The sequence below is a fragment of the Kitasatospora sp. NPDC028055 genome (assembly GCF_040637885.1).
Taxonomy (GTDB): domain Bacteria; phylum Actinomycetota; class Actinomycetes; order Streptomycetales; family Streptomycetaceae; genus Kitasatospora.
On sequence record NZ_JBEZXE010000001.1, the window covers coordinates 255014 to 280437 of the forward strand.

Here is a 25424-nt window from a genome sequence, read left to right on the forward strand (position 1 = left end):
GGCCCCTGGGAGGTCTGGACCAATGCGGCCCTCGCTATGCTGGGCGACTGCAGCCTGCCCGCAGACGGTGGCGGAAGTCCGGACCCGGTAGGGGGGAGACGGGCGGCAGGGACATGACCGGAAGGGCACGGCACCGTGTCGACCATACAGAGCTCACCCGACAGCGAGACCGGGCACAGAACCGTGCCGCCGGGACCGCCGTCCTCGCCCGCCGACGGCAGACGGCCGCGGCGCAACCCGCTCGTCCTGGCAGGCGGGCTCGCCCTGTCCTGGCTGGTGCCGGCCGGCCTGGTCGCGCTGCACCTGGGCGTCGTGCTGCTGCCGCTGCTGCTGCTCGCGGTCGCCGCCGTGATCAGGGTCGGCGGTGTGCTGCTCGACCGGCTGTTCGTCGCCGGGCTGATCCTGGCCGGCTCGGTGCTGACCTTCGGCCTGGTCTTCTCGCTCTGGCCCTGGGGCCTGTCGCCGACGGCCACCACCGGTGTGCTGTTCAGCGTGCTGACCACGGCCGCCTGGGCCGCCAGGCGCGCCCCCCGGCTGCCGCTGCGCTTCCGCTGGTCGGACCTGCTGGTGGTGGGCACCTTCGCCGGGATGTGGCACTACCTGTTCCACCCGGTCGCCGGCGCGTCGGCCGCGGAGCGGGTCGCCTTCTTCGCCACGGCGGAGGACCGGCTCTCGCACTTCTCCTTCTTCTCCAGCATCCAGGGCGTCGGGGGCTTCGCCTTCCTCCACCAGGAAGCCGCCAGGTCCTACCTGATCCCGCCGTCCGAGGTGACCTACCCGCAGGGCTCGCACTTCCTGCTGGCCTGGATCGACGGGCTGGTCCACTCCGCCGCCGACCCCGGCGACATGGTTCACACCATGAACCGGTACTTCCTGTACCTGCTGGTGGCGTACGCGCTGTTCTGCACCGCGCTGGTCTGGGCGGCCCGCTGGATCGGCGGGCCGCGGCTGCGCGGCTGGCGGGCGGCGGCGGTCTGCGCGACCGTCGGCGCGATCATGTTCGCCACCAACTACCTGGACCTGCTGGTCCACGGCTTCGACTCGACCTTCATCGGCCTGCTGCTGATCGCGCTCGCGCTCGCGGTGCTGATCCGGCCGGCGATGGGCCGCACCGAGTTCGTGCTGGTCGCCTCCGCCGGGCTGATCTCCGTCACCTACACGTACAACATCTACGGCGCGTTCGTCGCCGTGCCGCTGCTGGGCGCGCTGGTGGTGCACCGGCGCAGGTTCGCCGGGCGCTGGTGGTGGGTCCTCGGCGCGCTGGCGTGCGCGCTGGGCGTGGCCGCGCTGCCGAGCGTCCTCTCGGTGATGGGCGACCTGGACGTCGCCAGCGCCTCGAACATGAGCGGCCCGAGCGTCAGCGCCGACCGCTCGATCCTCATCGGCGGCGGGCTGCTCGGGCTGCTGGCGGCGGCCATGCCGCGCAACCGCCGGACCGCCACCGGCCAGGCGCACCTGGCGGTACTGCTCGGCACGGGCGGCCTGCTCAGTGCCTTCGCGGTCTACCAGCTGCAGACCATCGACAAGTACTCGTACTACTTCCACAAGATGACGGCCGTGGGCGTCGTGGTCGCCCTGCTGTCGATCGGCGCGGTCGGGGCGGTCCTCCAGACGCCGCACCGGGGCACCGGCAACGCGCTGAGCCGGCGCCTGGGCGAGCTGGCGCTCTCCGGGCTGACCGTCGCCGCCGCGCTGAGCCTCTTCGCCAACGTGCAGTGGGGCTTCCTGGCCACCAAGGAGGCCCCGTCCGCGTGGTCCAACAACCCGCTGGTGGTCTGGAGCCGCGGCGAGGCCGAGACCGACATGGGCCCCAAGGGCATGGACGGGCTGAGGGTCCTGCGCGGCGACAAGCCGGTGATCGCGCTGGTCTCCAACGACGACGTCAAGAACCTCAAGGCCACCTGGCTCGCCTCGCTGATGAACCGGCGCGGCGGTGACATGAAGGCGCTGTACGACATCCACTGGGTGGGCATCGGCGGTCCGCAGGTGAAGGAGGAGGACTACCAGCGCTCCCTCGGCCGGTTGAAGGGCGCCATCGAGAAGCTCCCCGCCCCGCACCTGACGCCGACCATCCTGACCGCCGACCGGTCGGTCGGGGAGCGGATCAAGCGGGACCTCGCCAAGAACGGCGTGACGGTCGACGTCGTGAGCGATCAGGGGATCCTCTGGACCCAGCCGTGGGGGCGTACATTCCCCGGGACCGTCTGAGATGACGCCCGAGGGAACGCCCGTGCGCACCGAGCAGTCACGGCCACCCGCTACTATTCACAGCAATCGCACGGCTTGGCCGGCCTCGTGCGGAGGTGTGCGGCACGGCCGGCCGGTGAATTCGGTGGTCATGTGATGAAGAACCCGATCGCCAAGCTGCTTGGGGCGCTTCCCCCGGGGGCGCGGCTCGTGGTCGGTGGCACGGTCGTGCTGGGAGCGTCGGCGTACGTCTACATGGCGCTCGTGGGCTACAGCCTGAGCGCCGTGGGCAAGGCCAATGTCACCATGCTCTGGACCATCGTGATGTCCGTGGGCTGGGGACTCTTCCAACCGGTCGAACTCGAACTGACCCGGCTGGTGGCCGCCCGCAAGGTGGCCGGGCACGGGGCGTTGCCCGCGGTGCGCCGGATGCTGCTCCTCGCGATGGCGCTGCTGGCCGCGGTGTGCGCGCTGCTGGCCGCGGCCGCCGGCCCGGTCGCCGACCTGCTGTTCAGCGGCGACAGGGCACTGGTGGTCGCCCTGGCCGGCGGCCTGGCCGGTCTCGCGGTGAGCTCGGTGGCCCGCGGTGCCCTGGCCGGCCTCGGGCTGTTCGGCCCGTACGGCACCCAGCTGGCGGTCGACGGCGGGCTGCGGATCGGCCTGGCCGCCGTGGCCGCGGCGGTCGGCCTGCACTCGGCGCTGGCCTTCGGCCTCATCCTCTTCGTCTCCCCGCTGGCCGCCTCGCTGATCGGCCTGCGGGGCACCCTCGCGGACCGCACCCCCGGCCCGGAGGTGCCCTGGAAGCAGCTGACCAGCGGCCTCGGCCTGCTGATCGCCTCGGTGATGCTCAGCCAGCTGGTGGTCAACGCGACCGTGGTCTGCGTGCGCCTGCTCTCGCCGAAGCACTCCGAGGCCTCCGACGCACTGGTCTTCGCGATCGGCCAGGCCGTGGTGATGGCCCGGGCGCCGCTGTTCGCCTACAGCGCCCTGCAGGCCTCGATGGTGTCCGCGCTCTCCGGCGCCGCCGCGGCCGGCGACCACGCCGAGTTCCGCAAGGTGCTGACCCGCACCACCGCGATCGTCGCCGCGATGTGCATCGGCGGTGGCCTGCCGGTGATCGTGCTCGGCTCGAAGCTCAACCCGCTGCTGTTCAACGCCAAGGACGTGCTCGGCCCGCTGGACTTCGTCTGGCTGGTGTTCGGAACGCTCTGCTACGTGCTCGCGACGGTCTTCGGCCAGGCGCTGATGTCGAGCGCCCAGCACCGTCGTCAGCTGGTGGGCTGGACCGCCGGTTCCGTAGCATTGGTGGCTGTCGCGCTCGCACCGGGCGACGTGGGTCTCCGGGCGGAGCTCGCGTACCTGGCGGGCTCACTGGTCAGTGCCGTTCTGATGTTGTGGTCGCTGTACCGCGCCTTCCCCTCCCGCCCCGCCGCCGTGTCGGCAGACCGGTCCGCGGCAGAGCCGCTGCGGACCTCCTGAGGTGGGCCCAGACACCATGACCAGCACCGATAGACAGACCCGAGGCACGGGCCGCCGTGCCGTTCGCCAAGCATGGAGCACCTGTGTCCGAGTATGACAACGTCTGGCTGGTGATCCCGGCCTACAACGAAGGCCAGGTGATCGCCGACGTCGTGGAGGGGGCACGCAAGACCTTCCCGAACATCGTGGTGATCGACGACGGCTGCACCGACGACACGGCCGAGCACGTCATGACGACCGGCGCCCACCTGGTGCGGCACCCGGTCAACCTGGGGCAGGGCGCCGCGCTCCAGACCGGTCTCAAGTACGCGCTCGCCCAGGAGGGCGCCGAGTACTTCGCGACCTTCGACGCGGACGGCCAGCACCAGACCGGCGACGTCGAGAAGATGGTGGCGCTGCTGCGCGAGGGCGAGGCCGACATCGTCCTCGGCTCCCGCTTCATCGAGCAGACCGGCCAGGTGCCGTGGATCAAGCGGGTGGTGCTCCGCACCGCCGCCGCGGTCAGCCCGACCGCCCGCAAGCTCAAGCTCACGGACGCCCACAACGGGCTGCGGGTGATGAACCGCGAGGCCGCCAGCCGGATCAAGATCACCATGAACGGCATGGCGCACGCGTCGGAGATCGTCTCCTTCCTCGCCGGCTCGGACCTGCGGGTCGCCGAGGTTCCGGTGGACATCCTGTACACCGACTACTCGCGCGCCAAGGGCCAGTCCCTGATCAACGGCGTGAACATCCTCTTTGACATCTCGCTGCGGGAGCGTAACGGCCGATGAACCACCTCTGGATCCAGCTCATCCTGGTCGTGGCCGCGGTGGCCATGGCGCTCGTCTTCGTCTGGCGTTGGGACAAGGCGAACACCCGGGCGTGGAAGCGCATCGCCTTCACGCTCTTCGTGATCGTCAACGTGGTCGCGATCCTGTGGCCGACCGGCGTGACCAAGCTGGCCACCGCGCTGGGCGTCGGCCGCGGCACCGACCTGGTGCTCTACCTGATGGTCATCGCCATGGGCTTCCTGACCCTCAACACCTACCTGCGCTTCCGCTCGCTGGAGAAGAAGATCACCGACCTGGCCCGGACCGTGGCCATCACCGAGGGCGTCCGGCACAACAACGACCGGCTCAACGCCCCGGTCGGCTCCGAGCGCTGATCCCGGGCGTTCGGACGGCGCGACGAACACCAGTGGCGGAGGGCCGGCCCCGTTGGGGGCCGGCCCTCCGCCGCTGCCGACCCCGGCCGACGCGGTCGTTCGAAAAAGCTGGTTGACTTGACCCGCCCGGCGGCCGCGGCCGGGCGGCACCGAAGCGTGATCCAGGACCAGGAGGTGCGGCGCCGCCATGAGCGTCGATTTCGTCATCCCGTACTACGGAGACCCGGAGTACCTGTTCGCCACCATCGACAGCATCAGGGCGCAGCACCAGCAGGACTGGCGGCTGACCGTGGTGGACGACCAGTACCCGGGCAACCGGGCGCTGGAGTACATCGAGGGCCTGAACGACGAGCGGATCCGCTACGTCCGCAACGAGGAGCGGCTGGGCCCCAACGGCAACACCTACAAGGCGTCGACCCTGGCCGAGCGCGAGTTCGTCTCGATGATGGGCGCCGACGACCTGCTGGAGCCGAACTACCTGGACGTCGTCCTGGAGCGGATGAAGGCCGACCCGAAGGCGATCGCGGTCCAGCCGGGCGTCAAGGTGATGGACAGCGACGGGAACCTGGTGCCGGCGCTCGGCATCGGCGACAAGGTCAAGCGCCGGATCGCCGCCCCGGCCCGCAAGGCCGGCCTGATCAGCGGCGAGGACGCGGTGAAGAGCCTGCTGTCCGGGAACTGGCTGTACACCCCGTCGCTGCTGTACCGGCAGTCCGCGCTGTCGAAGATCCCGTACCGCCCGGACATCGACGCCGTGCACGACCTGGCGTTCATGGTCGACATGCTGATGGAGGGCGGCAACCTGCTGGTCGACGAGCGCGAGGTGTTCCGCTACCGCCGCCACCAGGCCAGCGACTCCTCGAACCGGGTCAAGGACGGCAAGCGCTTCGACGAGGAGCTGCAGTACTACGGGCTGATCGCCAAGGAGCTGCGCGCCAAGGGCTGGAACGCCGCGGCCCGCTCGGCCGACCTGCACCTCTCCTCCCGGCTGCACGCCCTGATGGTCGCCGCCGGGCGCCTCGGCGCGGGTGACTTCGCCCACGCCGGCGCCATGGTCGGCCGGGCCGTCCGCAGCAGTTGACCCGTTCCGCGACGGAGCGGGGCTGAACGTCGGGCCGTCGGTTCCGCGTTGTCCGGAGGGTAGGGCAGCGGGCCGGCGGCCGTTCCGCGGATGCGGGTCGGCCGGGCGACGGCGACTCGTACGCGCCTGGTCCATCGGATGATCACGATGACTCCACACCGGGCCGCGTGGCAGACTTCCCGTGCGATCCAACGACTGGGGGTGCGTGTGGGCGACTCGCGGGCACCTGTGAAAAAGACATGACAAGTGCTGGTTCCAACAACGAGGGAAGTGTCCCGGTGCAGCCGCTGATCGATTCTGCCCATGCGACCGACGGGCGGACATTGAAGGAGGGCGGTGACGGGAACGGGACCGCCGGGCCGGCGGCTCCGCCGGCCGCGCTCGTGCGGCTCCGGGCCCTCGCGGCCCACCGCTGGTTCTGGCCGGTGGCCGTACTGGTCGGCTACCTCGCGCAGACGGCGTTCCGGCTGTCGCTCTCGATCCACAACTACTACCCGTCGGTGCACGCGGACGAGGACGGCTACCTCGCGATCGCGCGGGTGCTGGCCGGCAAGCCCGCCTCCGAGATGCCCACCGGCGTGATCATCCCCGGCGGCTACTCGCTGCTGATCTCGCCGGCCCTGCGGATAGCCGACAACCCGAACACCGCGTACCACCTGATCATGGTGATCAACGCGGTGCTCAACGCGCTGGTCTTCCCGCTGGCCTTCGCGGCGGCCCGCCGCCTCGGGCTGTCCCGGCCGCAGGCCTTCCTGGCCGGCTCCGCCGTCGCGCTGGTGCCGCCGGTGATCTTCTACTCCCAGTTCGTGATGACGGACACCGTCCTCCCGGTGCTCCTGCTGATCTGGCTGATCTCGATGCACGGCTGGCTCTCGCCCGGATCGGCCCGCCGCCGCGCGCTGTACGCGGCCGCGATGAGCCTGGCCGCCGGCTACTCGATGGCCACCCACGACCGCGGCGGCGTGGTCGTGGCGCTGACCGCGCTGGCCCTGCTGGTGGTGCTCGCCCTCGGCTGGGCGCCGCGGCTCACCTCGCTGGCCGGGCTCGGCGCGCTCGCGGTGGCCTACCTGGGCGCCAAGCTGCTGGACGGCTTCGTCACGGCCCAGTTCAAGGACGTGCCGGGGGCGGGCGTCGGCAACAAGGTCTTCGAGAACCTCGAGGACCGCAAGTACACCGGCACGATCATCGTCCGCACCCTCGGCGAGCTCTGGTACTTCTTCACGTCGTCCTACGGCCTCGGCGCGGTCGCCTTCGTGCTGTGCCTGGTGGCGGTGTTCCACCGCCGGTCCCCGGTGGCCGAGCGGGTGGCGTCCTTCTGCATGGTCGCCCTGCTGTGCGGCACCGCGCTGGCCTCCGCCGCGGGCCTGGCGGACAACGAGCGCGTCGACAACTGGGTGTACGCCCGGTACTGCGCCGTGCTGGTGCCGGTGTTCATGGTGGTCGGCCTGGCCGTGCTGTTCCGGGCCGGGAAGCGCCGGCTGCTGCAGCTGGCCGCGCTCGGCACGGTGGTCGTCGGGATCACCGGGTTCGCCGTCACCGAGTACGCCGGCCGCAAGCTCGGCGTCTGGATCATCCCGTGGACGGTGCCGGACGCCCAGTTCCTCGCCTCGACCTACGACGGCCTGCACATGGGCCGTACGACCTTCGGTGCGCTCGCCGTGCTCGCGGCCTGCCTGCTGCTGCGGGTGGCCGGCGGTCGCCGGATCGTCGCGGCCGTGGTGGCCTGCCTGGCGGTCTTCGCCGCCTACGCGACGGTCACCGTCACCAACAACATCGCCGAGTCGCACTCCAAGTTCCGCAAGTACGAGGCCGTCGGCCTGGCCAAGGAGGCCGGCCTGGGCAAGGGCGACAACGTGGTGCTGGACTGGGACCTCGAGTGGGGCAGCCGGATGTCGCTGGCCTTCGAGGTCTACTGGGGCCGGGTCTGGACCAGCAACGTGAAGAACGGCAACACCCCGCCGGAGTCGGCCAACGCGATTCTGCTGACGGTCTCCAAGGACCCGGGCACCAAGCCGGAGTCCAGCTGGCAGAAGCCGCTCCCGGGCTGGCACGTCGCGAAGTACAACATCGACCGCGGCTGGGTGCTCTGGCGCAAGGGCTGAGCTGCGGTTCCACCCCATCGGGGCCGGTGAGGTACGCCTCACCGGCCCCGATTGGCATCCGGGCTGCTCCATGTGGCAGTATGTCCAAGTTGCTCGGTTGAGTGCCGATGCTGCGCGCCTCCCGCCGGGAGGACCGGAAGCGAGTCCCATGTACTCGTCGTTCCCGTGATGGCCGTCAAGCGTGAGTTCTACGCCACGGCAGCTGCGGGGCGAAAGTACGGGAATCTTCCGGGAAGCGTGTGCGGGGCCTCGACCCGGCTACCCCTCACCCCGAAAGTTTGAAACCGACGAAGTACTTCGCCGGTTTTTTACAAGCGCGAGAGCGACACGCCCGAGCGCGGGGGTCGGAGGAGGGTCGTGCAGTGACTAAGGACAAAGGACTACTGAGTAGCCATGGCGGGACAGAAGATCCGCATCCGGCTCAAGGCCTACGACCACGAGGTCATCGACTCCTCGGCGAAGAAGATCGTCGAGACGGTGATCCGTACTGGTGCGCAGGTCGCAGGCCCGGTGCCGCTGCCCACTGAGAAGAACGTGTACTGCGTCATCCGCTCGCCGCACAAGTACAAGGACTCGCGCGAGCACTTCGAGATGCGTACTCACAAGCGTCTGATCGACATCCTCGACCCCACGCCGAAGACGGTTGACTCGCTCATGCGTCTCGACCTGCCGGCTGGCGTCGACATCGAGATCAAGCTCTGAGAGGCGCACCGAAGATGGCTAAGCAGATTAAGGGCATCCTGGGCGAGAAGCTCGGCATGACCCAGGTCTGGGACGAGAACAACCGGGTCGTCCCGGTGACCGTCGTCAAGGCTGGGCCCAATGTCGTGACCCAGGTCCACACCGCCGACAGCCCGGCCGGCTACAGCGCCGTGCAGCTCGGCTTCGGCGAGATCGACCCCCGCAAGGTGAACAAGCCCCTCGCGGGCCACTTCGCCAAGGCCGGTGTCACCCCGCGCCGCCACCTGGTCGAGATCCGTACCTCGGACGCGTCCGAGTACACCCTGGGCCAGGAGATCACCGCGGAGCTGTTCGAGGCGGGTGTCAAGGTCGACGTGACCGGCACCTCCAAGGGCAAGGGCTTCGCCGGTGTCATGAAGCGTCACAACTTCAAGGGTCTCGGCGCCGGTCACGGCACCCAGCGCAAGCACCGTTCGCCCGGTTCCATCGGTGGCTGCGCCACCCCGGGCCGTGTGTTCAAGGGCCTGCGCATGGCTGGTCGGATGGGCCACGAGCGTGTGACCACCCAGAACCTGACCGTGCACGCGGTCGACGCGGAGAAGGGTCTGCTGCTCATCAAGGGCGCCGTCCCGGGCCCGAACGGCGGCCTCGTCCTCGTCCGCACCGCGGCGAAGGGGCTGTGAGGAAATGAGCACCATTGACATCCTGTCGCCGGCTGGCGACAAGACCGGCAGCCTCGAGCTTCCGGCCGAGATCTTCGACGCGAAGGTCAGCGTTCCGCTGATGCACCAGGTCGTCGTGGCGCAGCTCGCTGCGGCCCGTCAGGGCACCCACAAGACCAAGACTCGTGGCGAGGTCCGCGGTGGCGGCAAGAAGCCGTACCGCCAGAAGGGCACCGGCCGCGCCCGTCAGGGCTCGACCCGTGCGCCGCAGTTCGCCGGCGGTGGCGTCGTGCACGGTCCCGTGCCGCGCGACTACTCGCAGCGGACCCCGAAGAAGATGATCGCCGCCGCCCTGCGCGGTGCGCTCACCGACCGGGCCCGCCACAACCGCATCCACGTCATCACCGACGTGACCGCGACCGAGGCGCCGTCGACCAAGGCCGCCAAGGGCCTGTTCGGCAAGATCACCGACCGCAAGAACGTCCTCCTGGTCGTCGAGCGCTCGGACGAGCTGGGCCTCAAGTCCGCTCGCAACCTGCCGAACGTGCACATCCTGGACGCCGGTCAGCTGAACACCTACGACGTGCTCGTCTCCGACGATGTGGTCTTCACCCAGGCCGCCTTCGAGCGTTTCGTGGCCGGTCCGGCCGCGTCCGCCAAGGCCGTTGCCGCTGAGGGCGAGCTCGAAGGGAGCGCCGCCTGATGAGCGACGTTACGAGCAAGACGTTCACGGACCCCCGTGACGTCCTGGTGAAGCCGGTCATCTCGGAGAAGAGCTACTCGCTCCTCGACGAGAACAAGTACACGTTCATCGTGTCGCCGGGCGCCAACAAGACCCAGATCAAGCAGGCCGTCGAGGCGGTCTTCTCGGTCAAGGTCGAGGCTGTCAACACGATCAACCGTCAGGGCAAGCGCAAGCGCTCCAAGACGGGCTTTGGCAAGCGCAAGGACACCAAGCGCGCCATCGTGACGCTGGCCGAGGGCAACCGCATCGACATCTTCGGTGGTCCGGTCTCCTGAAACAGGAGATCGTGATCGTCGATTAGGACGAGGACGAGAGAGCCAAATGGGCATCCGCAAGTACAAGCCGACTACGCCGGGCCGTCGTGGCTCCAGCGTGGCCGACTTCGTAGAAATCACGCGGTCCACCCCGGAGAAGTCGCTGGTTCGCCCGCTGCACAGCAAGGGCGGCCGCAACAACGCCGGTCGTGTCACCGCTCGCCACCAGGGTGGCGGTCACAAGCGCGCCTACCGCGTGATCGACTTCCGTCGTCACGACAAGGACGGCGTGCCGGCCAAGGTCGCGCACATCGAGTACGACCCGAACCGCACCGCGCGCATCGCGCTCCTGCACTACGCGGACGGCGAGAAGCGCTACATCATCGCGCCGCGCGGCATCACGCAGGGCGACCGGATCGAGAACGGCGCTGGCGCCGACATCAAGCCGGGCAACAACCTGCCGCTGCGCAACATCCCGGTCGGTACCACCATCCACGCGGTGGAGCTGCGTCCCGGTGGCGGTGCCAAGCTGGCCCGCTCCGCCGGTTCCGGCATCCAGCTGCTGGCGCGTGAGGGCAAGATGGCGCACCTGCGCATGCCCTCCGGTGAGATCCGCCTGGTGGACGCGCGCTGCCGCGCCACCGTCGGCGAGGTCGGCAACGCCGAGCAGTCGAACATCAACTGGGGCAAGGCCGGCCGTATGCGCTGGAAGGGCGTCCGCCCGACCGTGCGTGGTGTGGCCATGAACCCGATCGACCACCCGCACGGTGGTGGTGAGGGTAAGACCTCCGGTGGTCGCCACCCGGTCTCGCCGTGGGGTAAGCCCGAGGGCCGCACCCGTCGCCCGAACAAGGCGTCGGACAAGCTCATCGTGCGCCGCCGCAAGACCAACAAGAAGCGCTAGGAGCAGGTCAGATGCCGCGCAGTCTTAAGAAGGGCCCCTTCATCGACGGCCACCTCATCAAGAAGGTGGACGCTCAGAACGAGGCGGGTACTCAGAACGTCATCAAGACCTGGTCCCGTCGTTCCGTGATCTCCCCGAGCATGCTCGGCCACACGATCGCGGTTCACGATGGCCGTAAGCACGTCCCGGTGTTCGTCACCGAGTCGATGGTCGGCCACAAGCTCGGCGAGTTCGCTCCGACCCGCACCTTCCGTGGCCACGTGAAGGAAGACCGGAAGTCGAAGCGTCGCTAGAGAGCCCATCAGTGGCCTCCGGCCACGGGCTGAGCTTGCGCGCCAAAAAGACTCAATGACTTACTCCATTAAGGGGACAACCATGGAAGCCAGGGCACAGGCGCGGTACATCCGCGTGACGCCCATGAAGGCCCGCCGCGTGGTGGACCTCATCCGTGGCATGAATGCCACGGAGGCCCAGGCCGTCCTGCGTTTCGCTCCGCAGGCAGCCACCGTGCCGGTCGGCAAGGTGCTCGACAGCGCCATTGCCAACGCCGCGCACAACTACAACCACTCCAACGTGGACGACCTCTACATCTCCGAGGCGTACGTTGACGAGGGCCCGACCCTGAAGCGGTTCCGTCCGCGTGCCCAGGGCCGCGCCTACCGGATCCGCAAGCGGACCAGCCACATCACCGTGGTCGTCAGCAGCAAGGAAGGGACCCGGTAATGGGCCAGAAGGTTAACCCGCACGGGTTCCGCCTCGGCATCAGCACGGACTTCAAGTCCCGCTGGTACGCCGACAAGCTGTACAAGGACTACGTCAAGGAAGACGTCGCCATTCGTCGCATGATGACGAAGGGCATGGAGCGCGCCGGCATCTCGAAGGTTGAGATCGAGCGCACCCGCGACCGCGTCCGCGTCGACATCCACACCGCCCGCCCCGGCATCGTCATCGGTCGCCGTGGCACCGAGGCCGACCGCATCCGCGGCGACCTCGAGAAGCTGACCGGCAAGCAGGTCCAGCTGAACATCCTCGAGGTCAAGAACCCCGAGCTGGACGCCCAGCTCGTGGCTCAGGGCGTCGCGGAGCAGCTGTCCTCCCGCGTCTCCTTCCGTCGTGCCATGCGCAAGTCGATGCAGGGCACCATGAAGTCCGGCGCCAAGGGCATCAAGGTCCAGTGCTCCGGTCGTCTCGGCGGCGCCGAGATGAGCCGTTCGGAGTTCTACCGCGAGGGTCGCGTGCCGCTGCACACCCTGCGTGCGAACGTCGACTACGGCTTCTTCGAGGCCAAGACCACCTTCGGCCGCATCGGCGTGAAGGTCTGGATCTACAAGGGCGACGTCAAGAACATCGCCGAGGTCCGCGCTGAGAACGCCGCTGCCCGCTCGGGCAACCGCCCGGCCCGTCCCGAGGGTGGTCGTCCCGCCCGCGGTGGCGAGCGCCGTGGTGGCGAGCGCGGTGGCCGTGGCCGTCGTCCCGCCGCTGCCGAGGCCCCCGCGGCCGCGGCCGTCGAGGCTCCGGCTGCTGAGAACACCGGAACGGAGGCCTGACCCCAATGCTGATCCCCCGTCGGGTCAAGCACCGCAAGCAGCACCACCCCAAGCGTCGCGGCGCTGCCAAGGGTGGCACCGAGCTGGCGTTCGGCCAGTTCGGCATCCAGGCCGTGACCCCGGCCTACGTGACGAACCGTCAGATCGAGTCCGCTCGTATCGCGATCACCCGTCACATCCGTCGTGGCGGCAAGGTCTGGATCAACATCTACCCGGACCGCCCGCTCACCAAGAAGCCGGCCGAGACCCGCATGGGTTCCGGTAAGGGTTCGCCGGAGTGGTGGATCGCGAACGTGCACCCGGGTCGGGTCATGTTCGAGCTGTCGTACCCGAACGAGAAGGTTGCTCGCGAGGCGCTCACCCGCGCCGCGCACAAGCTGCCGATGAAGTGCCGGATCGTCCGGCGCGAGGACGGTGAGAGCTGATGTCGGCCGCTACCAAGGCTGCTGAGCTTCGCTCGCTGGACAACGAGGGTCTCGTTGCCAAGCTGCGCGAGGCCAAGGAGGAGCTGTTCAACCTCCGCTTCCAGGCGGCGACCGGGCAGCTCGACAACCACGGACGGCTCAAGCTCGTCCGTAAGGACATCGCGCGGATCTACACCCTGATGCGCGAGCGCGAGCTGGGCATCGAGACGGTGGAGAACGCCTGATGACTGAGAACACCAACGAGACGCGCGGTTTCCGCAAGACCCGTGAGGGTCTCGTCGTCAGCGACAAGATGGACAAGACCGTCGTCGTCGCCGTCGAGGACCGCGTCAAGCACGCTCTGTACGGCAAGGTCATCCGCCGTACGAACAAGCTGAAGGCGCACGACGAGCAGAACGCTTGCGGTGTCGGCGACCGGGTCCTCCTCGCGGAGACCCGCCCGCTGTCCGCGTCCAAGCGCTGGCGCGTCGTCGAGATCCTCGAGAAGGCCAAGTAACGAAGCCGATGAGGTACGGCCGTATGTGCACAGGGTCCCGCTGGGACGCCGGTGTGAGCAGCGGCCGGCCCGTCGACTCTCGTTGACGATCAGGAGAAAGCTGTGATCCAGCAGGAGTCGCGACTGCGTGTTGCCGACAACACTGGTGCCAAGGAGATCCTTTGCATCCGTGTTCTCGGTGGCTCCGGTCGCCGCTACGCCGGCATCGGGGACGTCATCGTCGCGACCGTCAAGGACGCGATCCCCGGTGGTTCGGTGAAGAAGGGTGACGTCGTCAAGTGCGTCGTCGTCCGCACCGTCAAGGAGCGCCGCCGTCCGGATGGCTCGTACATCCGCTTCGACGAGAACGCCGCTGTCGTGCTGAAGAACACCGATGGTGACCCCCGTGGCACCCGTATCTTCGGCCCGGTCGGCCGCGAGCTGCGCGACAAGAAGTTCATGAAGATCATCTCGCTGGCGCCGGAGGTGCTCTAACCCATGGCGAACAGCATGAAGATCAAGAAGGGTGACCTGGTCCAGGTCATCACCGGCAAGGACAAGGGCAAGCAGGGCAAGGTCATCCAGGCCATGCCGGCTGAGAACAAGGTCCTGGTCGAGGGTGTCAACCGGGTCAAGAAGCACACCAAGCCGGGTCCGGGTACCCAGGGTGGCATCGTGACCGTCGAGGCCCCGGTGCACGTCTCCAACGTCCAGCTGGTCGTGGAGAAGGACGGCAAGAAGGTCGTCACCCGCGTCGGTTACCGCTTCGACGACCAGGGCAACAAGATCCGCGTTGCCAAGCGGACCGGTGAGGACATCTGATGTCTGAGACGACTGTTGAGAAGGTGGCCCCCCGCCTCAAGGAGCGTTACAACTCCGAGATCAAGGGCCAGCTGCAGGAGCAGTTCTCGTACGAGAACGTCATGCTGATCCCCGGCCTGGTCAAGGTCGTGGTCAACATGGGTGTCGGCGAGGCCGCCCGTGACAGCAAGCTGATCGAGGGCGCGATCCGCGACCTGACCGCGATCACCGGTCAGAAGCCGGCCGTGACCAAGGCTCGCAAGTCCATCGCGCAGTTCAAGCTGCGCGAGGGCCAGCCGATCGGCACCCACGTCACCCTCCGTGGTGACCGCATGTGGGAGTTCCTGGACCGTCTGGTTTCGCTGGCCCTGCCGCGAATCCGTGACTTCCGTGGTCTCTCCCCGAAGCAGTTCGACGGCCGTGGCAACTACACGTTCGGTCTGACCGAGCAGGTTATGTTCCACGAGATCGACCAGGACAAGGTCGACCGTCAGCGCGGTATGGACATCACCGTCGTGACCACCGCTCAGACCGACGACGAGGGCCGGGCGCTCCTGCGCGCTCTGGGCTTCCCGTTCAAGGAGGCGTGAGCCAATGGCGAAGAAGTCCCTCATCGCGAAGTCCGAGCGTAAGCCGAAGTTCGGCGTCCGGGCCTACACCCGGTGCCAGCGCTGCGGCCGTCCGCACTCGGTGTACCGCAAGTTCGGCCTGTGCCGTGTCTGCCTCCGTGAGATGGCGCACCGCGGCGAGCTGCCGGGCGTGACCAAGAGCTCCTGGTAACCCCGGAGTTTCAGGTACCGCCAGCGACGCAGAGGTGCCCGACCCCACATCGGCCCGTTTTGGGCTCCCGTACGGATTCCCGTAAGGTTGTGGGGTCGGGCCCCCTGCCGCGGCTTCCCCATGGATGTCCGTGGCCCTTTCTGGAAGGGCTCGCACCCAGTCTTACTACGTCGTAGGTCCCCTGCGCTTGTGCCCCTGACGCACTCGTTCCGAGTGCGGCGGGGGGACCTGGTGCGGAGAAACCACGGCGAGAGAGGCCTGAGGCCATCATGACCATGACCGACCCCATCGCAGACATGCTCACGCGTCTGCGTAACGCGAACTCGGCGTACCACGACACCGTGGCGATGCCGGCCAGCAAGATCAAGGCGCACGTCGCCCAGATCCTGCAGCAGGAGGGGTACATCTCCTCCTACAAGGTTGAGGAGCCCGTCGAGGGCGAGGTCGGCAAGAAGCTGACCATCGAGCTCAAGTTCGGCCCCAACCGTGAGCGCTCCATCGCCGGCATCAAGCGCATCAGCAAGCCGGGTCTGCGCGTTTACGCAAAGTCCACCAACCTGCCGAAGGTTCTCGGCGGCCTGGGCGTGGCGATCATCTCCACGTCCTCCGGCCTCCTGACCGACAAGCAGGCCGCCAAGAAGGGCGTAGGCGGAGAAGTTCTCGCCTACGTCTGGTAATTCGGGAAACGGAGGTACAGCAATGTCGCGCATTGGACGGCTGCCCATCCAGGTCCCCGCTGGCGTGGACGTCACCATCGATGGCCAGACGGTCTCGGTGAAGGGCCCCAAGGGCTCCCTCACCCACGTCGTCGCTGAGCCGATCGAGATCGGCAAGGGTGAGGACGGCACCGTGCTCGTCACCCGCCCGAACGACGAGCGTCGCTCGAAGGCCCTGCACGGCCTGACCCGCACGCTGGTGGCGAACATGATCACCGGCGTGACCGCGGGCTACCGCAAGTCGCTGGAGATCAGCGGTGTCGGCTACCGAGTCACGGCGAAGGGCTCCGACATGGAGTTCGCGCTGGGCTACAGCCACCCGATCCTGATCACCGCGCCGGAGGGCATCTCCTTCGTCGTCGAGTCGGCCACCAAGTTCCACGTGGACGGCATCGACAAGCAGAAGGTCGGCGAGATCGCCGCGAACATCCGCAAGCTGCGCAAGCCGGACCCGTACAAGGCCAAGGGTGTCAAGTACGCGGGCGAGGTCATCCGCCGCAAGGTCGGAAAGAGTGGTAAGTAAGCGATGAGTGTCTCTGTCAAGATCGGCAAGGGCAACGCCTACAAGAGCGCCGCTCGCAAGCGCCGCGCGATCCGCGTTCGCAAGCGCGTCGTCGGCACCGAGGTGCGTCCGCGCCTCGTCGTGACGCGCTCGAACCGTCACATGGTCGCCCAGGTCATCGACGACGCCAAGGGTCACACCCTGGCGTCGGCGTCCACCCTCGACGTGTCCATCAAGGGCGCCGAGGGCGACAAGACCGAGCTGGCCAAGAAGGTCGGGAGCCTGGTCGCCGAGCGCGCCAAGGCCGCCGGCATCGAGTCGGTCGTCTTCGACCGCGCGGGCAACCGGTACGCCGGCCGCATCGCCGCCCTGGCGGACGCGGCCCGCGAGGCCGGGCTCGACTTCTAAGCCGCTCGTCGACTCTGTCGACGGACGTAAACGAGAGAGGTAATTCCAATGGCTGGACCCCAGCGCCGCGAAGGCGGCGCCGGTCGCGGCACGGGTGGCGAGCGGCGCGACCGTAAGCGTGACGGTCAGGGCAACGCCCAGGCCGTCGAGAAGACCGCTTACGTCGAGCGCGTCGTCGCGATCAACCGTGTCGCCAAGGTTGTCAAGGGTGGCCGTCGCTTCAGCTTCACCGCGCTCGTCGTGGTGGGCGATGGCGAGGGCACCGTGGGTGTCGGTTACGGCAAGGCGAAGGAGGTTCCGGCCGCCATCGCGAAGGGTGTCGAGGAGGCCAAGAAGAACTTCTTCAAGGTCCCCCGTATCCAGGGCACCATCCCGCACCCCATCCAGGGTGAGAAGGCCGCCGGCGTCGTGCTGCTCAAGCCCGCCGCCCCCGGTACCGGTGTTATCGCCGGTGGTCCGGTGCGCGCCGTCCTGGAGTGCGCCGGCATCCACGACATCCTGTCGAAGTCGCTCGGCTCGGACAACGCGATCAACATCGTGCACGCCACCGTGGCTGCTCTGAAGGGCCTCGTTCGCCCCGAGGAGATCGCCGCGCGCCGTGGCCTGCCGCTGGAGGACGTGGCCCCCGCCGCCCTGCTGCGGGCTCGTGCTGCTGGGGTGAGCGCCTGATGGCTCGCCTGAAGATCACGCAGACCAAGTCGTACATCGGCAGCAAGCAGAACCACCGTGACACCCTGCGTTCGCTTGGTCTCAAGCGCATGCACGACGTGGTGGTCAAGGAGGACCGTCCCGAGATCCGCGGGATGGCCCACACGGTCCGTCACCTGGTGACGGTTGAGGAGGTGGACTGATCATGGGCGACAACCCGATCAAGATCCACAACCTGCGTCCCGCCCCGGGTGCCAAGACCGACAAGATCCGTGTGGGTCGTGGTGAGGGCTCCAAGGGTAAGACCGCCGGTCGTGGTACCAAGGGCACCAAGGCCCGCTACCAGGTTCCGCAGCGCTTCGAGGGTGGCCAGATGCCGCTCCACATGCGCCTGCCGAAGCTGAAGGGCTTCAAGAACCCGTTCAAGATCACGTTCCAGGTCGTCAACCTCGACAAGCTGGCCGAGCTCTACCCGCAGGGTGGCGAGGTCACGGTCGAGGACCTGGTCGCGAAGGGCGCGGTTCGCAAGAACTCCCTCGTCAAGGTGCTCGGCACCGGCGAGGTCTCGGTTGCGCTGCAGGTGACGGTCGACGCCGTCTCCGGCTCGGCCGCCGAGAAGATCAAGGCCGCCGGCGGTACGGTCACCGAGCTCGTCTGAGCCCGCTGAACCCGCCGACAACCGGCTTCGAGCCCCGCACCTCCTTCGGGAGGTGCGGGGCTCGTGCTTTTACCCCGGCTTTCACTCCGGGGCCGAAATCAGCCGGTACCGGGCCTCGTTCTTTTGTGTGGCAAAACCGGGCATCCCGTACCCCCGTGAGTGGGGGAGGGACGGTACGCGCTTCTTTCGAGTGGCCGCGCACTGTTAGAGTCCGTGGAGTTCCCTTGTAGGCTGCGCGTAGGCTCGCCTGTGCCGTCTGTACGGGGGCCCGTACCGCAAACTCCCCATTCAGGACCGACCCTCCCGCCGACGACGTGCGGGAGGCGCAGGAGGCACCGTGCTCAGTGCGTTCGCGCGGGCGTTCCAGACGCCCGACCTGCGCAAGAAGCTGCTGTTCACGCTGGGCATCATGGTGCTGTTCCGGCTGGGCTCGCACATTCCGATTCCGGGCGTGAGCTTCACGGCCGTGAACGAGTGCGTCAAGGAGACCAAGAACAACGGGCTCTTCGGACTCGTCAACCTGTTCAGCGGTGGCGCGCTCCTCCAGCTGACGATCTTCGCGCTCGGCATCATGCCGTACATCACCGCGAGCATCATCCTCCAGCTCCTCACCGTCGTGATCCCGCGACTGGAGGCGTTGAAGAAGGAGGGGCAGGCCGGCACCGCGAAGATCACCCAGTACACCCGCTACCTGACCATCGCGCTCGCCGTGCTCCAGGGCACCGGCATCGTCGCGACGGCCTCCAGCGGTGCGCTGTTCTCCGGCTGCCCGGTGGCCAACCAGATCGTGCCGGACACCTCGGTGTTCCGGATCGCCGTCATGGTGCTCACGATGACGGCCGGCACCACGGTCATCATGTGGCTGGGCGAGCTGATCACGGACCGCGGCATCGGCAACGGCATGTCGCTGCTGATCTTCACCTCGATCGCCGCGCAGTTCCCGACCTCGATGTGGGCCATCAAGCAGTCGGGCACCATCGGCGGCGGCTGGGTCGAGTTCCTCTCCGTGGTCGCGGTCGGCATCATCGTTGTGATGCTGGTCATCTTCGTCGAGCAGGCGCAGCGCCGGATCCCGGTCCAGTACGCGAAGCGGATGATCGGCCGCCGGGCCTTCGGCGGCACCTCGACCTACATCCCGCTCAAGGTGAACCAGGCCGGTGTCATCCCGGTCATCTTCGCCTCGTCGCTGCTGTACATCCCGGCGCTGGTGGTCCAGCTGACCAACAGCCAGTCGGGCTGGGCGGCGTGGATCAAGCAGAACTTCGTCAAGGGTGACCACCCGATCTACATGGCCACCTACTTCCTGCTGATCGTCTTCTTCGCCTTCTTCTACGTCGCCATCTCCTTCAACCCCGAAGAAGTTGCCGACAATATGAAGAAGTATGGTGGCTTCATCCCGGGCATCCGGGCCGGCCGCCCGACGGCCGAGTACCTGAACTACGTGCTGACCCGAATCACGTGGCCGGGTTCGCTCTACCTGGGCCTGATCGCGTTGATCCCGATGATCGCCCTGGTCGCCTTCGGACAGCAGACCAACTTCCCGTTCGGCGGCACCAGCGTGCTCATCGTCGTCGGCGTCGGACTCGAAACTGTGAAGCAGATCGAGAGCCAGCTCCAGCAGCGCAATTACGAAGGGTTCCTCCGCTGATGCGTATCGTCCTCGTTGGTCCTCCCGGGGCCGGGAAGGGTACTCAGGCGCACCTGCTCGCCAAGACCCTGTCCATCCCCCACATCTCCACCGGAGACCTGTTCCGCGCCAACATCGGCCAGGGCACCCCGCTGGGGCTCGAGGCCAAGAGCTACATGGACGCGGGTCGCCTGGTGCCGGATGAGGTCACCATCGGGATGGCCAAGGACCGCATGCTGCAGGCCGACGCGGCCAACGGCTTCCTGCTCGACGGCTTCCCCCGCAACCTGGGCCAGGCCAAGGCGCTCGACGAGTTCCTCACCGAGCAGGGCATCAAGCTGGACGGCGTGCTGGACCTGGAGGTCCCCGAGGACGAGGTCGTCCGCCGGATCGCCGGCCGCCGCCTGTGCCGCAACGACGGGGGCCACGTGTTCCACGTGGACTACAACCCGCCGAAGGTCGAGGGCGTCTGCGACGAGTGCGGCGGCGAGCTGTACCAGCGCTCGGACGACACCGAGGAGAAGGTGCGCACGCGCCTGGAGGTCTACCACACGGAGACCGAGCCGATCATCGACTACTACGTCCAGCAGGGCCTGGTGGCGACGATCTCGGCCCTCGGCAAGGTGGACGAGGTCACCCAGCGCGCGATCGAGGCGTTGAAGCAGAACGGCTGAGGTCCCTCAGCGAGGTACGTGTGACGGCCGGGTCGCCCGTGGAGCGGGCGGCCCGGCCGTTTTCGACGTCGTACGGTGGTAGGCAGTGGTAATCCGGACTTGGAAGGCGTGACCTGATGGTGGAGATCAAGACCCCCGAGCAGATCGCGAAGATGCGGGCGGCCGGGCTGGTCGTCGCCGAGGCGCTCAAGGCCTGTCGCGAGGCGGTCGCTCCCGGGGTGACCACCCAGGAGCTCAACGACATCGCCGACAAGGTCATCACCGACCACGGCGCCACCTCGAACTTCCGGGCCCACCACGGCGGCCTGTGGTTCCCGGGCGTGATCTGCGCCTCGGTGAACAACGAGGTCGTGCACGGCATCCCCGGCGAGCGGGTGCTGCAGGAGGGCGACATCATCTCGATCGACTGCGGCGCCATCCTGGACGGCTGGCACGGCGACTCGGCGATCACCGTCGCCGTCGGCGAGGTCCGCCCCGAGGTCGAGATGCTCAGCCGGGTGACCGAGGGCTCGATGTGGGCCGGCATCGCCCAGATGAAGAAGAACAACCGCCTGGTGGACGTCTCCAAGGCGATCGAGGGCTACATCCGGCGCCAGCCGCTGCCGCCCAAGGGCAAGTGGGGCATCACCGAGGGCTACGGCGGCCACGGCATCGGCACCGCGATGCACATGGAGCCGCACGTGCTGAACTACGTCGAGCGCGGCCGCGGCAAGGGCCCGAAGCTGGTCCCGGGCACCGTGCTGGCGATCGAGCCGATGGTCTCGCTGGGCACCCCGCACACCGCGGTGCTGGAGGACGACTGGACGGTCGTCACCAACGACGGCACCTGGGCCGCGCACTGGGAGCACTCGGTGGCCGTCACCGAGGAGGGCCCGCTGGTGCTGACCGCCTTCGACGGCGGCAGGGCCGAGCTCGCCAAGCTGGGCATCACCGCAGCTCCGGACCCGCTGGCGTAGCGGCCGGGCGGTCAACTGCCGCTGCTGACAAGGGATCAGAGCCCTGGAGGTTTGGACCTCCAGGGCTTTTGTCCTATTTTTAACGGCTGGCAGTGGCAGTTTCTGGCCCAATGGCTTACGAGCGAGCAGGAGAGCGCAGTGCTCAAGGGATTCCGCGACTTCATGATGCGCGGCAACGTCGTCGACATGGCGGTCGGTGTGGTCATCGGTGCCGCGTTCACCGCGGTGGTGACCGGCTTCGTGTCCGCCTTCCTCACCCCGCTGGTCGGCGTGGTGGTCGGTGCGGCCGGCGACTTCAGCTCGTACACGGCGGAGATCGGCGGGGTGAAGTTCCCGTACGGCCAGTTCCTGAACGTGCTGATCGCGTTCCTGATGACCGCCGCGGTGCTGTACTTCTGCGTCGTGCTGCCGATCACCAAGGCCACCGAGCGTTACCTGCCGAAGAAGCCGAAGCCCGCGAAGCGCCCCTGCCCCGAGTGCCTGACCGAGATACCCGAGGCCGCCCGCCGCTGCTCGGCCTGCACCGCCCACGTCGAGCCGCTGACCTTCTCCACCGGGGCCTGACGGGGCCGGTGTGACGGCGGACTCCTTCCGGTACCCCCGTTTTGGCCCGCGGGACGCGCTGGCGTAGGATGGACCGTCGGCTCACTCGTAGCGTGCTTCAGCACGCCCTCTTCCCCTCGGGGGCGGGGTGAACCCAGGTTCGCACGAGCGTTCCGCATACGGTAGCCGGTCCCGGAAGGTGGATCTCGCAGTTCATGGCTAAGAAGCAAGGCGCCATTGAGATCGAGGGCACCGTGATCGAGTCTCTTCCGAACGCGATGTTCAAGGTCGAGCTGCAGAACGGTCACAAGGTCCTCGCGCACATCAGTGGCAAGATGCGCATGCACTACATCCGCATCCTGCCGGACGACCGGGTCGTCGTGGAGCTCAGCCCCTACGACCTCACGCGCGGCCGGATCGTCTACCGCTACAAGTAAGAACGTCAGATCTAGACCCGGAGAACCTGAACATGAAGGTCAAGCCGAGCGTCAAGAAGATCTGCGACAAGTGCAAGGTGATCCGCCGTCACGGCCGGGTCATGGTGATCTGCGACAACCTGCGCCACAAGCAGCGCCAGGGCTGATCTCCCTCCCGCATTTCTCGTAGTACTTCGCGCGACGCGAAAACGTCATACGCGGGTCACCCGATCCGTCCCCCGCGGGACGGACTGCCGCCCCCGGTCAGAGGCCGGGGCTCCCTCACCGTGAGGTGTCGGAGTAGGTGGCTCGTCAGACCTCTGAAGAACAACAGGAGCCTTGAATGGCACGCCTCGCCGGCGTTGATCTCCCCCGTGAGAAGCGGATCGAGATCGCCCTTACGTACGTGTACGGCATCGGCCGTACCCGCGCCCAGCAGACCCTCGCCGAGACCGGCGTCAACCCGGATGTCCGCGTTCGCGACATCACCGAGGAAGACCTGGTCAAGCTGAGCCAGTACATCGACGCCAACTACACGGTCGAGGGTGACCTCCGCCGTGAGGTGGCCGCCGACATCCGCCGCAAGGTCGAGATCGGCTGCTACGAGGGTCTGCGTCACCGCCGTGGCCTGCCGGTCCGCGGCCAGCGCACCCACACCAACGCGCGTACCCGCAAGGGCCCGCGTCGCGCGATCGCCGGCAAGAAGAAGCCGGGCAAGAAGTAGTCCGTCCCGTAACCGGACATCCCTCCGGCCCGCGGGTCAGCGGACCGACCACCTCAGTAGGAGAACAGACTTATGCCCCCCAAGGGTCGTCAGGCTGCCGGCGCGAAGAAGATCCGCCGCAAGGAAAAGAAGAACGTCGCTCACGGCCACGCGCACATCAAGAGCACGTTCAACAACACCATCGTTTCGATCACCGACCCCGCGGGCAACGTGATCTCCTGGGCCTCCGCCGGCCACGTCGGCTTCAAGGGCTCGCGCAAGTCCACCCCGTTCGCCGCGCAGATGGCCGCCGAGGCCGCTGCCCGTCGCGCGCAGGAGCACGGCATGCGCAAGGTTGACGTCTTCGTGAAGGGTCCGGGCTCCGGCCGCGAGACCGCGATCCGTTCGCTCCAGGCCACCGGCCTGGAGGTCGGCTCGATCCAGGACGTCACCCCCACCCCGCACAACGGCTGCCGTCCGCCGAAGCGCCGCCGCGTCTGACGCAGCGCCTTCGGGCACGGTGGTAACGCTGTAAGCCACGTACGGGGTCCCGCGCAGGTGATTAGTCGCTCTGCGGGGGACCCCGTACGCTTGGTCCTGTCGGCATCAAATAGTGGGTGCCGAAGACAACTGGAGGAACATCCCCCATGCTTATCGCTCAGCGCCCCTCGCTGACCGAAGAGGTCGTCGACGAGTTCCGCTCGCGGTTCGTGATCGAGCCGCTGGAGCCGGGCTTCGGCTACACCCTCGGCAACTCCCTGCGCCGCACGCTCCTGTCGTCGATCCCGGGTGCCGCTGTCACCAGCATCCGCATCGACGGCGTCCTGCACGAGTTCACCACCGTGCCGGGCGTCAAGGAGGACGTGACCGACCTCATCCTCAACATCAAGCAGCTGGTCGTCTCCTCGGAGCACGACGAGCCGGTCGTGATGTACCTGCGCAAGCAGGGCCCGGGCGTCGTGACCGCCGCCGACATCGCCCCGCCGGCGGGTGTCGAGGTGCACAACCCCGAGCTGGTCCTCGCCACGCTGAACGGCAAGGGCAAGCTGGAGATGGAGCTGACCGTCGAGCGCGGTCGCGGCTACGTCTCCGCCGTCCAGAACAAGGCCTCCGGCCAGGAGATCGGCCGCATCCCGGTCGACTCGATCTACAGCCCCGTGCTGAAGGTCACCTACAAGGTCGAGGCCACCCGTGTCGAGCAGCGGACCGACTTCGACAAGCTGATCGTCGACGTCGAGACCAAGCCCGCCATGCGTCCGCGCGACGCCATGGCCTCGGCCGGCAAGACCCTGGTGGAGCTGTTCGGCCTCGCCCGCGAGCTGAACATCGACGCCGAGGGCATCGACATGGGCCCGTCCCCGACGGACGCCGCCCTGGCCGCCGACCTGGCGCTGCCGATCGAGGAGCTGGAGCTCACCGTTCGGTCGTACAACTGCCTCAAGCGCGAGGGCATCCACACCGTGGGTGAGCTCGTCGCCCGCTCCGAGGCCGACCTGCTCGACATCCGCAACTTCGGCGCGAAGTCGATCGACGAGGTCAAGGCGAAGCTGGCCGGCATGGGCCTGGCCCTCAAGGACAGCCCGCCCGGGTTCGACCCGACCGCCGCCGCCGACGCCTTCGGCGCCGACGACCTGGACGACGCGGGTTACGCGGAGACCGAGCAGTACTAAGAGATTTGGCCGCGGGGGCGGTTCCACGGAGCCGCCCCCGTCGTCATGGCAAGTCGTGCCGGCAACAGTGCCGGTACGCCCGCTGCGGTACCTGATACGGCCGTATTCGGAGATACAAGGAGTCACCATGCCGCGTCCCACCAAGGGTGCCCGCCTCGGCGGCGGCCCGCACCACGAGCCGCTGCTGCTCGCCGGTCTGTGCCGGGAGCTGTTCCAGTACGGCCGCATCACCACGACCGAGGCCAAGGCCCGTCGGATGCGCCCGCTGGCGGAGAAGCTGATCACCAAGGCGAAGAAGGGCGACATCCACAACCGTCGCCTGGTGCGCAAGACCATCACCGACGTCTCGGTGCTGCACACCCTCTTCACCGAGATCGCGCCGCGCTACGAGAACCGCCCGGGTGGTTACACCCGCATCACCAAGATCGGTCCCCGTCGTGGCGACAACGCCCCGATGGCCGTGATCGAGCTGGTCGAGGCGCTGACCGTCGCGCAGACCGCCGTCGGCGAGGCCGAGGCCGCCACCAAGCGTGCCGTCAAGGAGGCCGACGCCGCGGTCGAGGCCAAGGCCGACGAGGCCGAGGCCACCGAGCAGGCCTGACACCTCCAGGTGTGATGCGGGCCCGCTCTCCC

Annotated in this window: 37 protein-coding genes; all 37 read left to right on the plus strand. The window is 68.0% G+C overall.

Annotation, left to right across the window (positions count from 1 at the left end; all coding sequences use genetic code 11):
• Positions 1-135 precede the first annotated feature (135 nt).
• The 37 genes from AB0F71_RS01180 (at position 136) to rplQ (ending at position 25392) form a co-directional block, all read left to right on the plus strand.
• A complete protein-coding gene (locus AB0F71_RS01180; protein ID WP_360226241.1) occupies positions 136-2208 on the plus strand; it encodes a hypothetical protein in 2073 nt (690 codons plus the stop codon).
• Positions 2209-2343: 135 nt separating this feature from the next.
• Positions 2344-3666 (plus strand): hypothetical protein, encoded by a 1323-nt coding sequence (locus AB0F71_RS01185; protein WP_360226244.1) that lies wholly within the window; start codon positions 2344-2346, stop codon positions 3664-3666.
• A gap of 83 nt (positions 3667-3749) precedes the next feature.
• Positions 3750-4439, plus strand: a complete 690-nt coding sequence (locus AB0F71_RS01190; RefSeq protein ID WP_360226247.1) for a glycosyltransferase family 2 protein — start codon at positions 3750-3752, stop codon at positions 4437-4439.
• The gene (locus AB0F71_RS01195) at positions 4436-4813 is read left to right on the plus strand and encodes a DUF2304 domain-containing protein (RefSeq protein WP_360226250.1); all 378 of its coding nucleotides are present in this window, start codon (positions 4436-4438) and stop codon (positions 4811-4813) included. The genes AB0F71_RS01190 and AB0F71_RS01195 overlap by 4 nt, the downstream gene beginning before the upstream one ends.
• Before the next feature lie 187 nt (positions 4814-5000).
• Positions 5001-5894 carry a glycosyltransferase gene (locus AB0F71_RS01200; RefSeq protein WP_360226253.1) on the plus strand — a complete coding sequence of 298 codons (894 nt, stop codon included), beginning with the start codon at positions 5001-5003 and terminating at the stop codon, positions 5892-5894.
• Between the two features lie 278 nt (positions 5895-6172).
• Complete coding sequence (locus tag AB0F71_RS01205) at positions 6173-7996, plus strand: hypothetical protein (protein WP_360226256.1); 1824 nt, start codon at positions 6173-6175, stop codon at positions 7994-7996.
• Positions 7997-8389: 393 nt separating this feature from the next.
• Complete coding sequence (rpsJ, locus tag AB0F71_RS01210) at positions 8390-8698, plus strand: 30S ribosomal protein S10 (protein WP_012785157.1); 309 nt, start codon at positions 8390-8392, stop codon at positions 8696-8698.
• A gap of 14 nt (positions 8699-8712) precedes the next feature.
• Complete coding sequence (gene rplC, locus AB0F71_RS01215; protein WP_207810335.1) at positions 8713-9360, plus strand: 50S ribosomal protein L3; 648 nt, start codon at positions 8713-8715, stop codon at positions 9358-9360.
• 4 nt (positions 9361-9364) lie between these two features.
• Complete coding sequence (gene rplD, locus AB0F71_RS01220; RefSeq protein WP_360226259.1) at positions 9365-10042, plus strand: 50S ribosomal protein L4; 678 nt, start codon at positions 9365-9367, stop codon at positions 10040-10042.
• On the plus strand, positions 10042-10359 hold the full coding sequence (gene rplW / locus AB0F71_RS01225; protein WP_030280768.1) for a 50S ribosomal protein L23: 318 nt from the start codon (positions 10042-10044) through the stop codon (positions 10357-10359). The genes rplD and rplW overlap by 1 nt, the downstream gene beginning before the upstream one ends.
• 46 nt (positions 10360-10405) lie before the next feature.
• On the plus strand, positions 10406-11242 hold the full coding sequence (gene rplB, locus AB0F71_RS01230; protein WP_207810337.1) for a 50S ribosomal protein L2: 837 nt from the start codon (positions 10406-10408) through the stop codon (positions 11240-11242).
• Positions 11243-11253: 11 nt separating this feature from the next.
• A complete protein-coding gene (gene rpsS / locus AB0F71_RS01235) occupies positions 11254-11535 on the plus strand; it encodes a 30S ribosomal protein S19 (protein WP_030280772.1) in 282 nt (93 codons plus the stop codon).
• Between the two features lie 82 nt (positions 11536-11617).
• Positions 11618-11965 (plus strand): 50S ribosomal protein L22, encoded by a 348-nt coding sequence (gene rplV / locus AB0F71_RS01240; RefSeq protein WP_030280773.1) that lies wholly within the window; start codon positions 11618-11620, stop codon positions 11963-11965.
• A complete protein-coding gene (gene rpsC, locus AB0F71_RS01245; RefSeq protein WP_030280775.1) occupies positions 11965-12789 on the plus strand; it encodes a 30S ribosomal protein S3 in 825 nt (274 codons plus the stop codon). The genes rplV and rpsC overlap by 1 nt, the downstream gene beginning before the upstream one ends.
• Positions 12790-12794: 5 nt before the next feature.
• The gene (gene rplP / locus AB0F71_RS01250) at positions 12795-13214 is read left to right on the plus strand and encodes a 50S ribosomal protein L16 (protein WP_030232476.1); all 420 of its coding nucleotides are present in this window, start codon (positions 12795-12797) and stop codon (positions 13212-13214) included.
• Positions 13214-13438 (plus strand): 50S ribosomal protein L29, encoded by a 225-nt coding sequence (gene rpmC / locus AB0F71_RS01255; protein ID WP_030232478.1) that lies wholly within the window; start codon positions 13214-13216, stop codon positions 13436-13438. The genes rplP and rpmC overlap by 1 nt, the downstream gene beginning before the upstream one ends.
• A complete protein-coding gene (rpsQ, locus tag AB0F71_RS01260) occupies positions 13438-13710 on the plus strand; it encodes a 30S ribosomal protein S17 (protein WP_153460991.1) in 273 nt (90 codons plus the stop codon). The genes rpmC and rpsQ overlap by 1 nt, the downstream gene beginning before the upstream one ends.
• A 102-nt stretch (positions 13711-13812) precedes the next feature.
• Positions 13813-14184: a 50S ribosomal protein L14 gene (gene rplN / locus AB0F71_RS01265; protein WP_030300391.1), complete on the plus strand. Its 372-nt coding sequence runs from the start codon at positions 13813-13815 to the stop codon at positions 14182-14184.
• Between the two features lie 15 nt (positions 14185-14199).
• On the plus strand, positions 14200-14511 hold the full coding sequence (gene rplX / locus AB0F71_RS01270) for a 50S ribosomal protein L24 (protein WP_030263484.1): 312 nt from the start codon (positions 14200-14202) through the stop codon (positions 14509-14511).
• Positions 14511-15080, plus strand: coding sequence for a 50S ribosomal protein L5 (rplE, locus tag AB0F71_RS01275; RefSeq protein ID WP_030280779.1), 570 nt, complete (start codon positions 14511-14513; stop codon positions 15078-15080). The genes rplX and rplE overlap by 1 nt, the downstream gene beginning before the upstream one ends.
• A 4-nt stretch (positions 15081-15084) precedes the next feature.
• Positions 15085-15270, plus strand: a complete 186-nt coding sequence (locus AB0F71_RS01280; RefSeq protein ID WP_030055830.1) for a type Z 30S ribosomal protein S14 — start codon at positions 15085-15087, stop codon at positions 15268-15270.
• 269 nt (positions 15271-15539) lie between these two features.
• On the plus strand, positions 15540-15947 hold the full coding sequence (gene rpsH, locus AB0F71_RS01285; protein ID WP_030232489.1) for a 30S ribosomal protein S8: 408 nt from the start codon (positions 15540-15542) through the stop codon (positions 15945-15947).
• A 22-nt stretch (positions 15948-15969) separates the two neighbouring features.
• Entirely contained in the window at positions 15970-16509 is a 540-nt protein-coding gene (gene rplF, locus AB0F71_RS01290) for a 50S ribosomal protein L6 (protein WP_360226263.1), read from the plus strand.
• Between the two features lie 3 nt (positions 16510-16512).
• Positions 16513-16896, plus strand: coding sequence for a 50S ribosomal protein L18 (rplR, locus tag AB0F71_RS01295; RefSeq protein ID WP_030280785.1), 384 nt, complete (start codon positions 16513-16515; stop codon positions 16894-16896).
• Positions 16897-16944: 48 nt separating this feature from the next.
• Positions 16945-17565, plus strand: a complete 621-nt coding sequence (gene rpsE, locus AB0F71_RS01300; protein WP_350503564.1) for a 30S ribosomal protein S5 — start codon at positions 16945-16947, stop codon at positions 17563-17565.
• Positions 17565-17747 (plus strand): 50S ribosomal protein L30, encoded by a 183-nt coding sequence (gene rpmD, locus AB0F71_RS01305; RefSeq protein ID WP_030055835.1) that lies wholly within the window; start codon positions 17565-17567, stop codon positions 17745-17747. The genes rpsE and rpmD overlap by 1 nt, the downstream gene beginning before the upstream one ends.
• Positions 17747-18202 carry a 50S ribosomal protein L15 gene (rplO, locus tag AB0F71_RS01310; protein ID WP_094742972.1) on the plus strand — a complete coding sequence of 152 codons (456 nt, stop codon included), beginning with the start codon at positions 17747-17749 and terminating at the stop codon, positions 18200-18202. Before rpmD ends, rplO begins: the two co-directional genes overlap by 1 nt.
• A gap of 337 nt (positions 18203-18539) precedes the next feature.
• Complete coding sequence (secY, locus tag AB0F71_RS01315; protein WP_360226267.1) at positions 18540-19850, plus strand: preprotein translocase subunit SecY; 1311 nt, start codon at positions 18540-18542, stop codon at positions 19848-19850.
• Positions 19850-20503: an adenylate kinase gene (locus AB0F71_RS01320; RefSeq protein ID WP_360226270.1), complete on the plus strand. Its 654-nt coding sequence runs from the start codon at positions 19850-19852 to the stop codon at positions 20501-20503. Before secY ends, AB0F71_RS01320 begins: the two co-directional genes overlap by 1 nt.
• Before the next feature lie 116 nt (positions 20504-20619).
• Positions 20620-21459: a type I methionyl aminopeptidase gene (gene map / locus AB0F71_RS01325; protein WP_360226273.1), complete on the plus strand. Its 840-nt coding sequence runs from the start codon at positions 20620-20622 to the stop codon at positions 21457-21459.
• A gap of 138 nt (positions 21460-21597) precedes the next feature.
• Complete coding sequence (mscL, locus tag AB0F71_RS01330; protein WP_360226276.1) at positions 21598-22023, plus strand: large conductance mechanosensitive channel protein MscL; 426 nt, start codon at positions 21598-21600, stop codon at positions 22021-22023.
• A 194-nt stretch (positions 22024-22217) separates the two neighbouring features.
• The gene (infA, locus tag AB0F71_RS01335; protein WP_003956442.1) at positions 22218-22439 is read left to right on the plus strand and encodes a translation initiation factor IF-1; all 222 of its coding nucleotides are present in this window, start codon (positions 22218-22220) and stop codon (positions 22437-22439) included.
• Positions 22440-22471: 32 nt separating this feature from the next.
• A complete protein-coding gene (gene rpmJ, locus AB0F71_RS01340) occupies positions 22472-22585 on the plus strand; it encodes a 50S ribosomal protein L36 (RefSeq protein WP_003956441.1) in 114 nt (37 codons plus the stop codon).
• Positions 22586-22761: 176 nt separating this feature from the next.
• The gene (rpsM, locus tag AB0F71_RS01345; protein ID WP_030259703.1) at positions 22762-23142 is read left to right on the plus strand and encodes a 30S ribosomal protein S13; all 381 of its coding nucleotides are present in this window, start codon (positions 22762-22764) and stop codon (positions 23140-23142) included.
• Between the two features lie 72 nt (positions 23143-23214).
• Positions 23215-23622 (plus strand): 30S ribosomal protein S11, encoded by a 408-nt coding sequence (rpsK, locus tag AB0F71_RS01350; protein ID WP_030232513.1) that lies wholly within the window; start codon positions 23215-23217, stop codon positions 23620-23622.
• Between the two features lie 146 nt (positions 23623-23768).
• Positions 23769-24791, plus strand: coding sequence for a DNA-directed RNA polymerase subunit alpha (locus AB0F71_RS01355; protein WP_030055844.1), 1023 nt, complete (start codon positions 23769-23771; stop codon positions 24789-24791).
• A 127-nt stretch (positions 24792-24918) separates the two neighbouring features.
• Complete coding sequence (gene rplQ, locus AB0F71_RS01360; protein ID WP_360226279.1) at positions 24919-25392, plus strand: 50S ribosomal protein L17; 474 nt, start codon at positions 24919-24921, stop codon at positions 25390-25392.
• Positions 25393-25424: the final 32 nt, after the last annotated feature.

Bases quoted from the DNA above. Each gene is read 5' to 3' on its own strand.
- AB0F71_RS01185 (WP_360226244.1), top strand. From the start codon at position 2,344: ATGAAGAACCCGATCGCCAAGCTGCTTGGGGCGCTTCCCCCGGGGGCG.
- AB0F71_RS01195 (WP_360226250.1), top strand. From the start codon at position 4,436: ATGAACCACCTCTGGATCCAGCTCATCCTGGTCGTGGCCGCGGTGGCC.
- AB0F71_RS01200 (WP_360226253.1), top strand. From the start codon at position 5,001: ATGAGCGTCGATTTCGTCATCCCGTACTACGGAGACCCGGAGTACCTG.
- rpsJ (WP_012785157.1), top strand. From the start codon at position 8,390: ATGGCGGGACAGAAGATCCGCATCCGGCTCAAGGCCTACGACCACGAG.
- rplC (WP_207810335.1), top strand. From the start codon at position 8,713: ATGGCTAAGCAGATTAAGGGCATCCTGGGCGAGAAGCTCGGCATGACC.
- rplD (WP_360226259.1), top strand. From the start codon at position 9,365: ATGAGCACCATTGACATCCTGTCGCCGGCTGGCGACAAGACCGGCAGC.
- rplW (WP_030280768.1), top strand. From the start codon at position 10,042: ATGAGCGACGTTACGAGCAAGACGTTCACGGACCCCCGTGACGTCCTG.
- rplB (WP_207810337.1), top strand. From the start codon at position 10,406: ATGGGCATCCGCAAGTACAAGCCGACTACGCCGGGCCGTCGTGGCTCC.
- rpsS (WP_030280772.1), top strand. From the start codon at position 11,254: ATGCCGCGCAGTCTTAAGAAGGGCCCCTTCATCGACGGCCACCTCATC.
- rplV (WP_030280773.1), top strand. From the start codon at position 11,618: ATGGAAGCCAGGGCACAGGCGCGGTACATCCGCGTGACGCCCATGAAG.
- rpsC (WP_030280775.1), top strand. From the start codon at position 11,965: ATGGGCCAGAAGGTTAACCCGCACGGGTTCCGCCTCGGCATCAGCACG.
- rplP (WP_030232476.1), top strand. From the start codon at position 12,795: ATGCTGATCCCCCGTCGGGTCAAGCACCGCAAGCAGCACCACCCCAAG.
- rpmC (WP_030232478.1), top strand. From the start codon at position 13,214: ATGTCGGCCGCTACCAAGGCTGCTGAGCTTCGCTCGCTGGACAACGAG.
- rpsQ (WP_153460991.1), top strand. From the start codon at position 13,438: ATGACTGAGAACACCAACGAGACGCGCGGTTTCCGCAAGACCCGTGAG.
- rplX (WP_030263484.1), top strand. From the start codon at position 14,200: ATGAAGATCAAGAAGGGTGACCTGGTCCAGGTCATCACCGGCAAGGAC.
- rplE (WP_030280779.1), top strand. From the start codon at position 14,511: ATGTCTGAGACGACTGTTGAGAAGGTGGCCCCCCGCCTCAAGGAGCGT.
- AB0F71_RS01280 (WP_030055830.1), top strand. From the start codon at position 15,085: ATGGCGAAGAAGTCCCTCATCGCGAAGTCCGAGCGTAAGCCGAAGTTC.
- rpsH (WP_030232489.1), top strand. From the start codon at position 15,540: ATGACCATGACCGACCCCATCGCAGACATGCTCACGCGTCTGCGTAAC.
- rplF (WP_360226263.1), top strand. From the start codon at position 15,970: ATGTCGCGCATTGGACGGCTGCCCATCCAGGTCCCCGCTGGCGTGGAC.
- rplR (WP_030280785.1), top strand. From the start codon at position 16,513: ATGAGTGTCTCTGTCAAGATCGGCAAGGGCAACGCCTACAAGAGCGCC.
- rpsE (WP_350503564.1), top strand. From the start codon at position 16,945: ATGGCTGGACCCCAGCGCCGCGAAGGCGGCGCCGGTCGCGGCACGGGT.
- rpmD (WP_030055835.1), top strand. From the start codon at position 17,565: ATGGCTCGCCTGAAGATCACGCAGACCAAGTCGTACATCGGCAGCAAG.
- AB0F71_RS01320 (WP_360226270.1), top strand. From the start codon at position 19,850: ATGCGTATCGTCCTCGTTGGTCCTCCCGGGGCCGGGAAGGGTACTCAG.
- map (WP_360226273.1), top strand. From the start codon at position 20,620: ATGGTGGAGATCAAGACCCCCGAGCAGATCGCGAAGATGCGGGCGGCC.
- infA (WP_003956442.1), top strand. From the start codon at position 22,218: ATGGCTAAGAAGCAAGGCGCCATTGAGATCGAGGGCACCGTGATCGAG.
- rpmJ (WP_003956441.1), top strand. From the start codon at position 22,472: ATGAAGGTCAAGCCGAGCGTCAAGAAGATCTGCGACAAGTGCAAGGTG.
- rpsM (WP_030259703.1), top strand. From the start codon at position 22,762: ATGGCACGCCTCGCCGGCGTTGATCTCCCCCGTGAGAAGCGGATCGAG.
- rpsK (WP_030232513.1), top strand. From the start codon at position 23,215: ATGCCCCCCAAGGGTCGTCAGGCTGCCGGCGCGAAGAAGATCCGCCGC.
- AB0F71_RS01355 (WP_030055844.1), top strand. From the start codon at position 23,769: ATGCTTATCGCTCAGCGCCCCTCGCTGACCGAAGAGGTCGTCGACGAG.
- rplQ (WP_360226279.1), top strand. From the start codon at position 24,919: ATGCCGCGTCCCACCAAGGGTGCCCGCCTCGGCGGCGGCCCGCACCAC.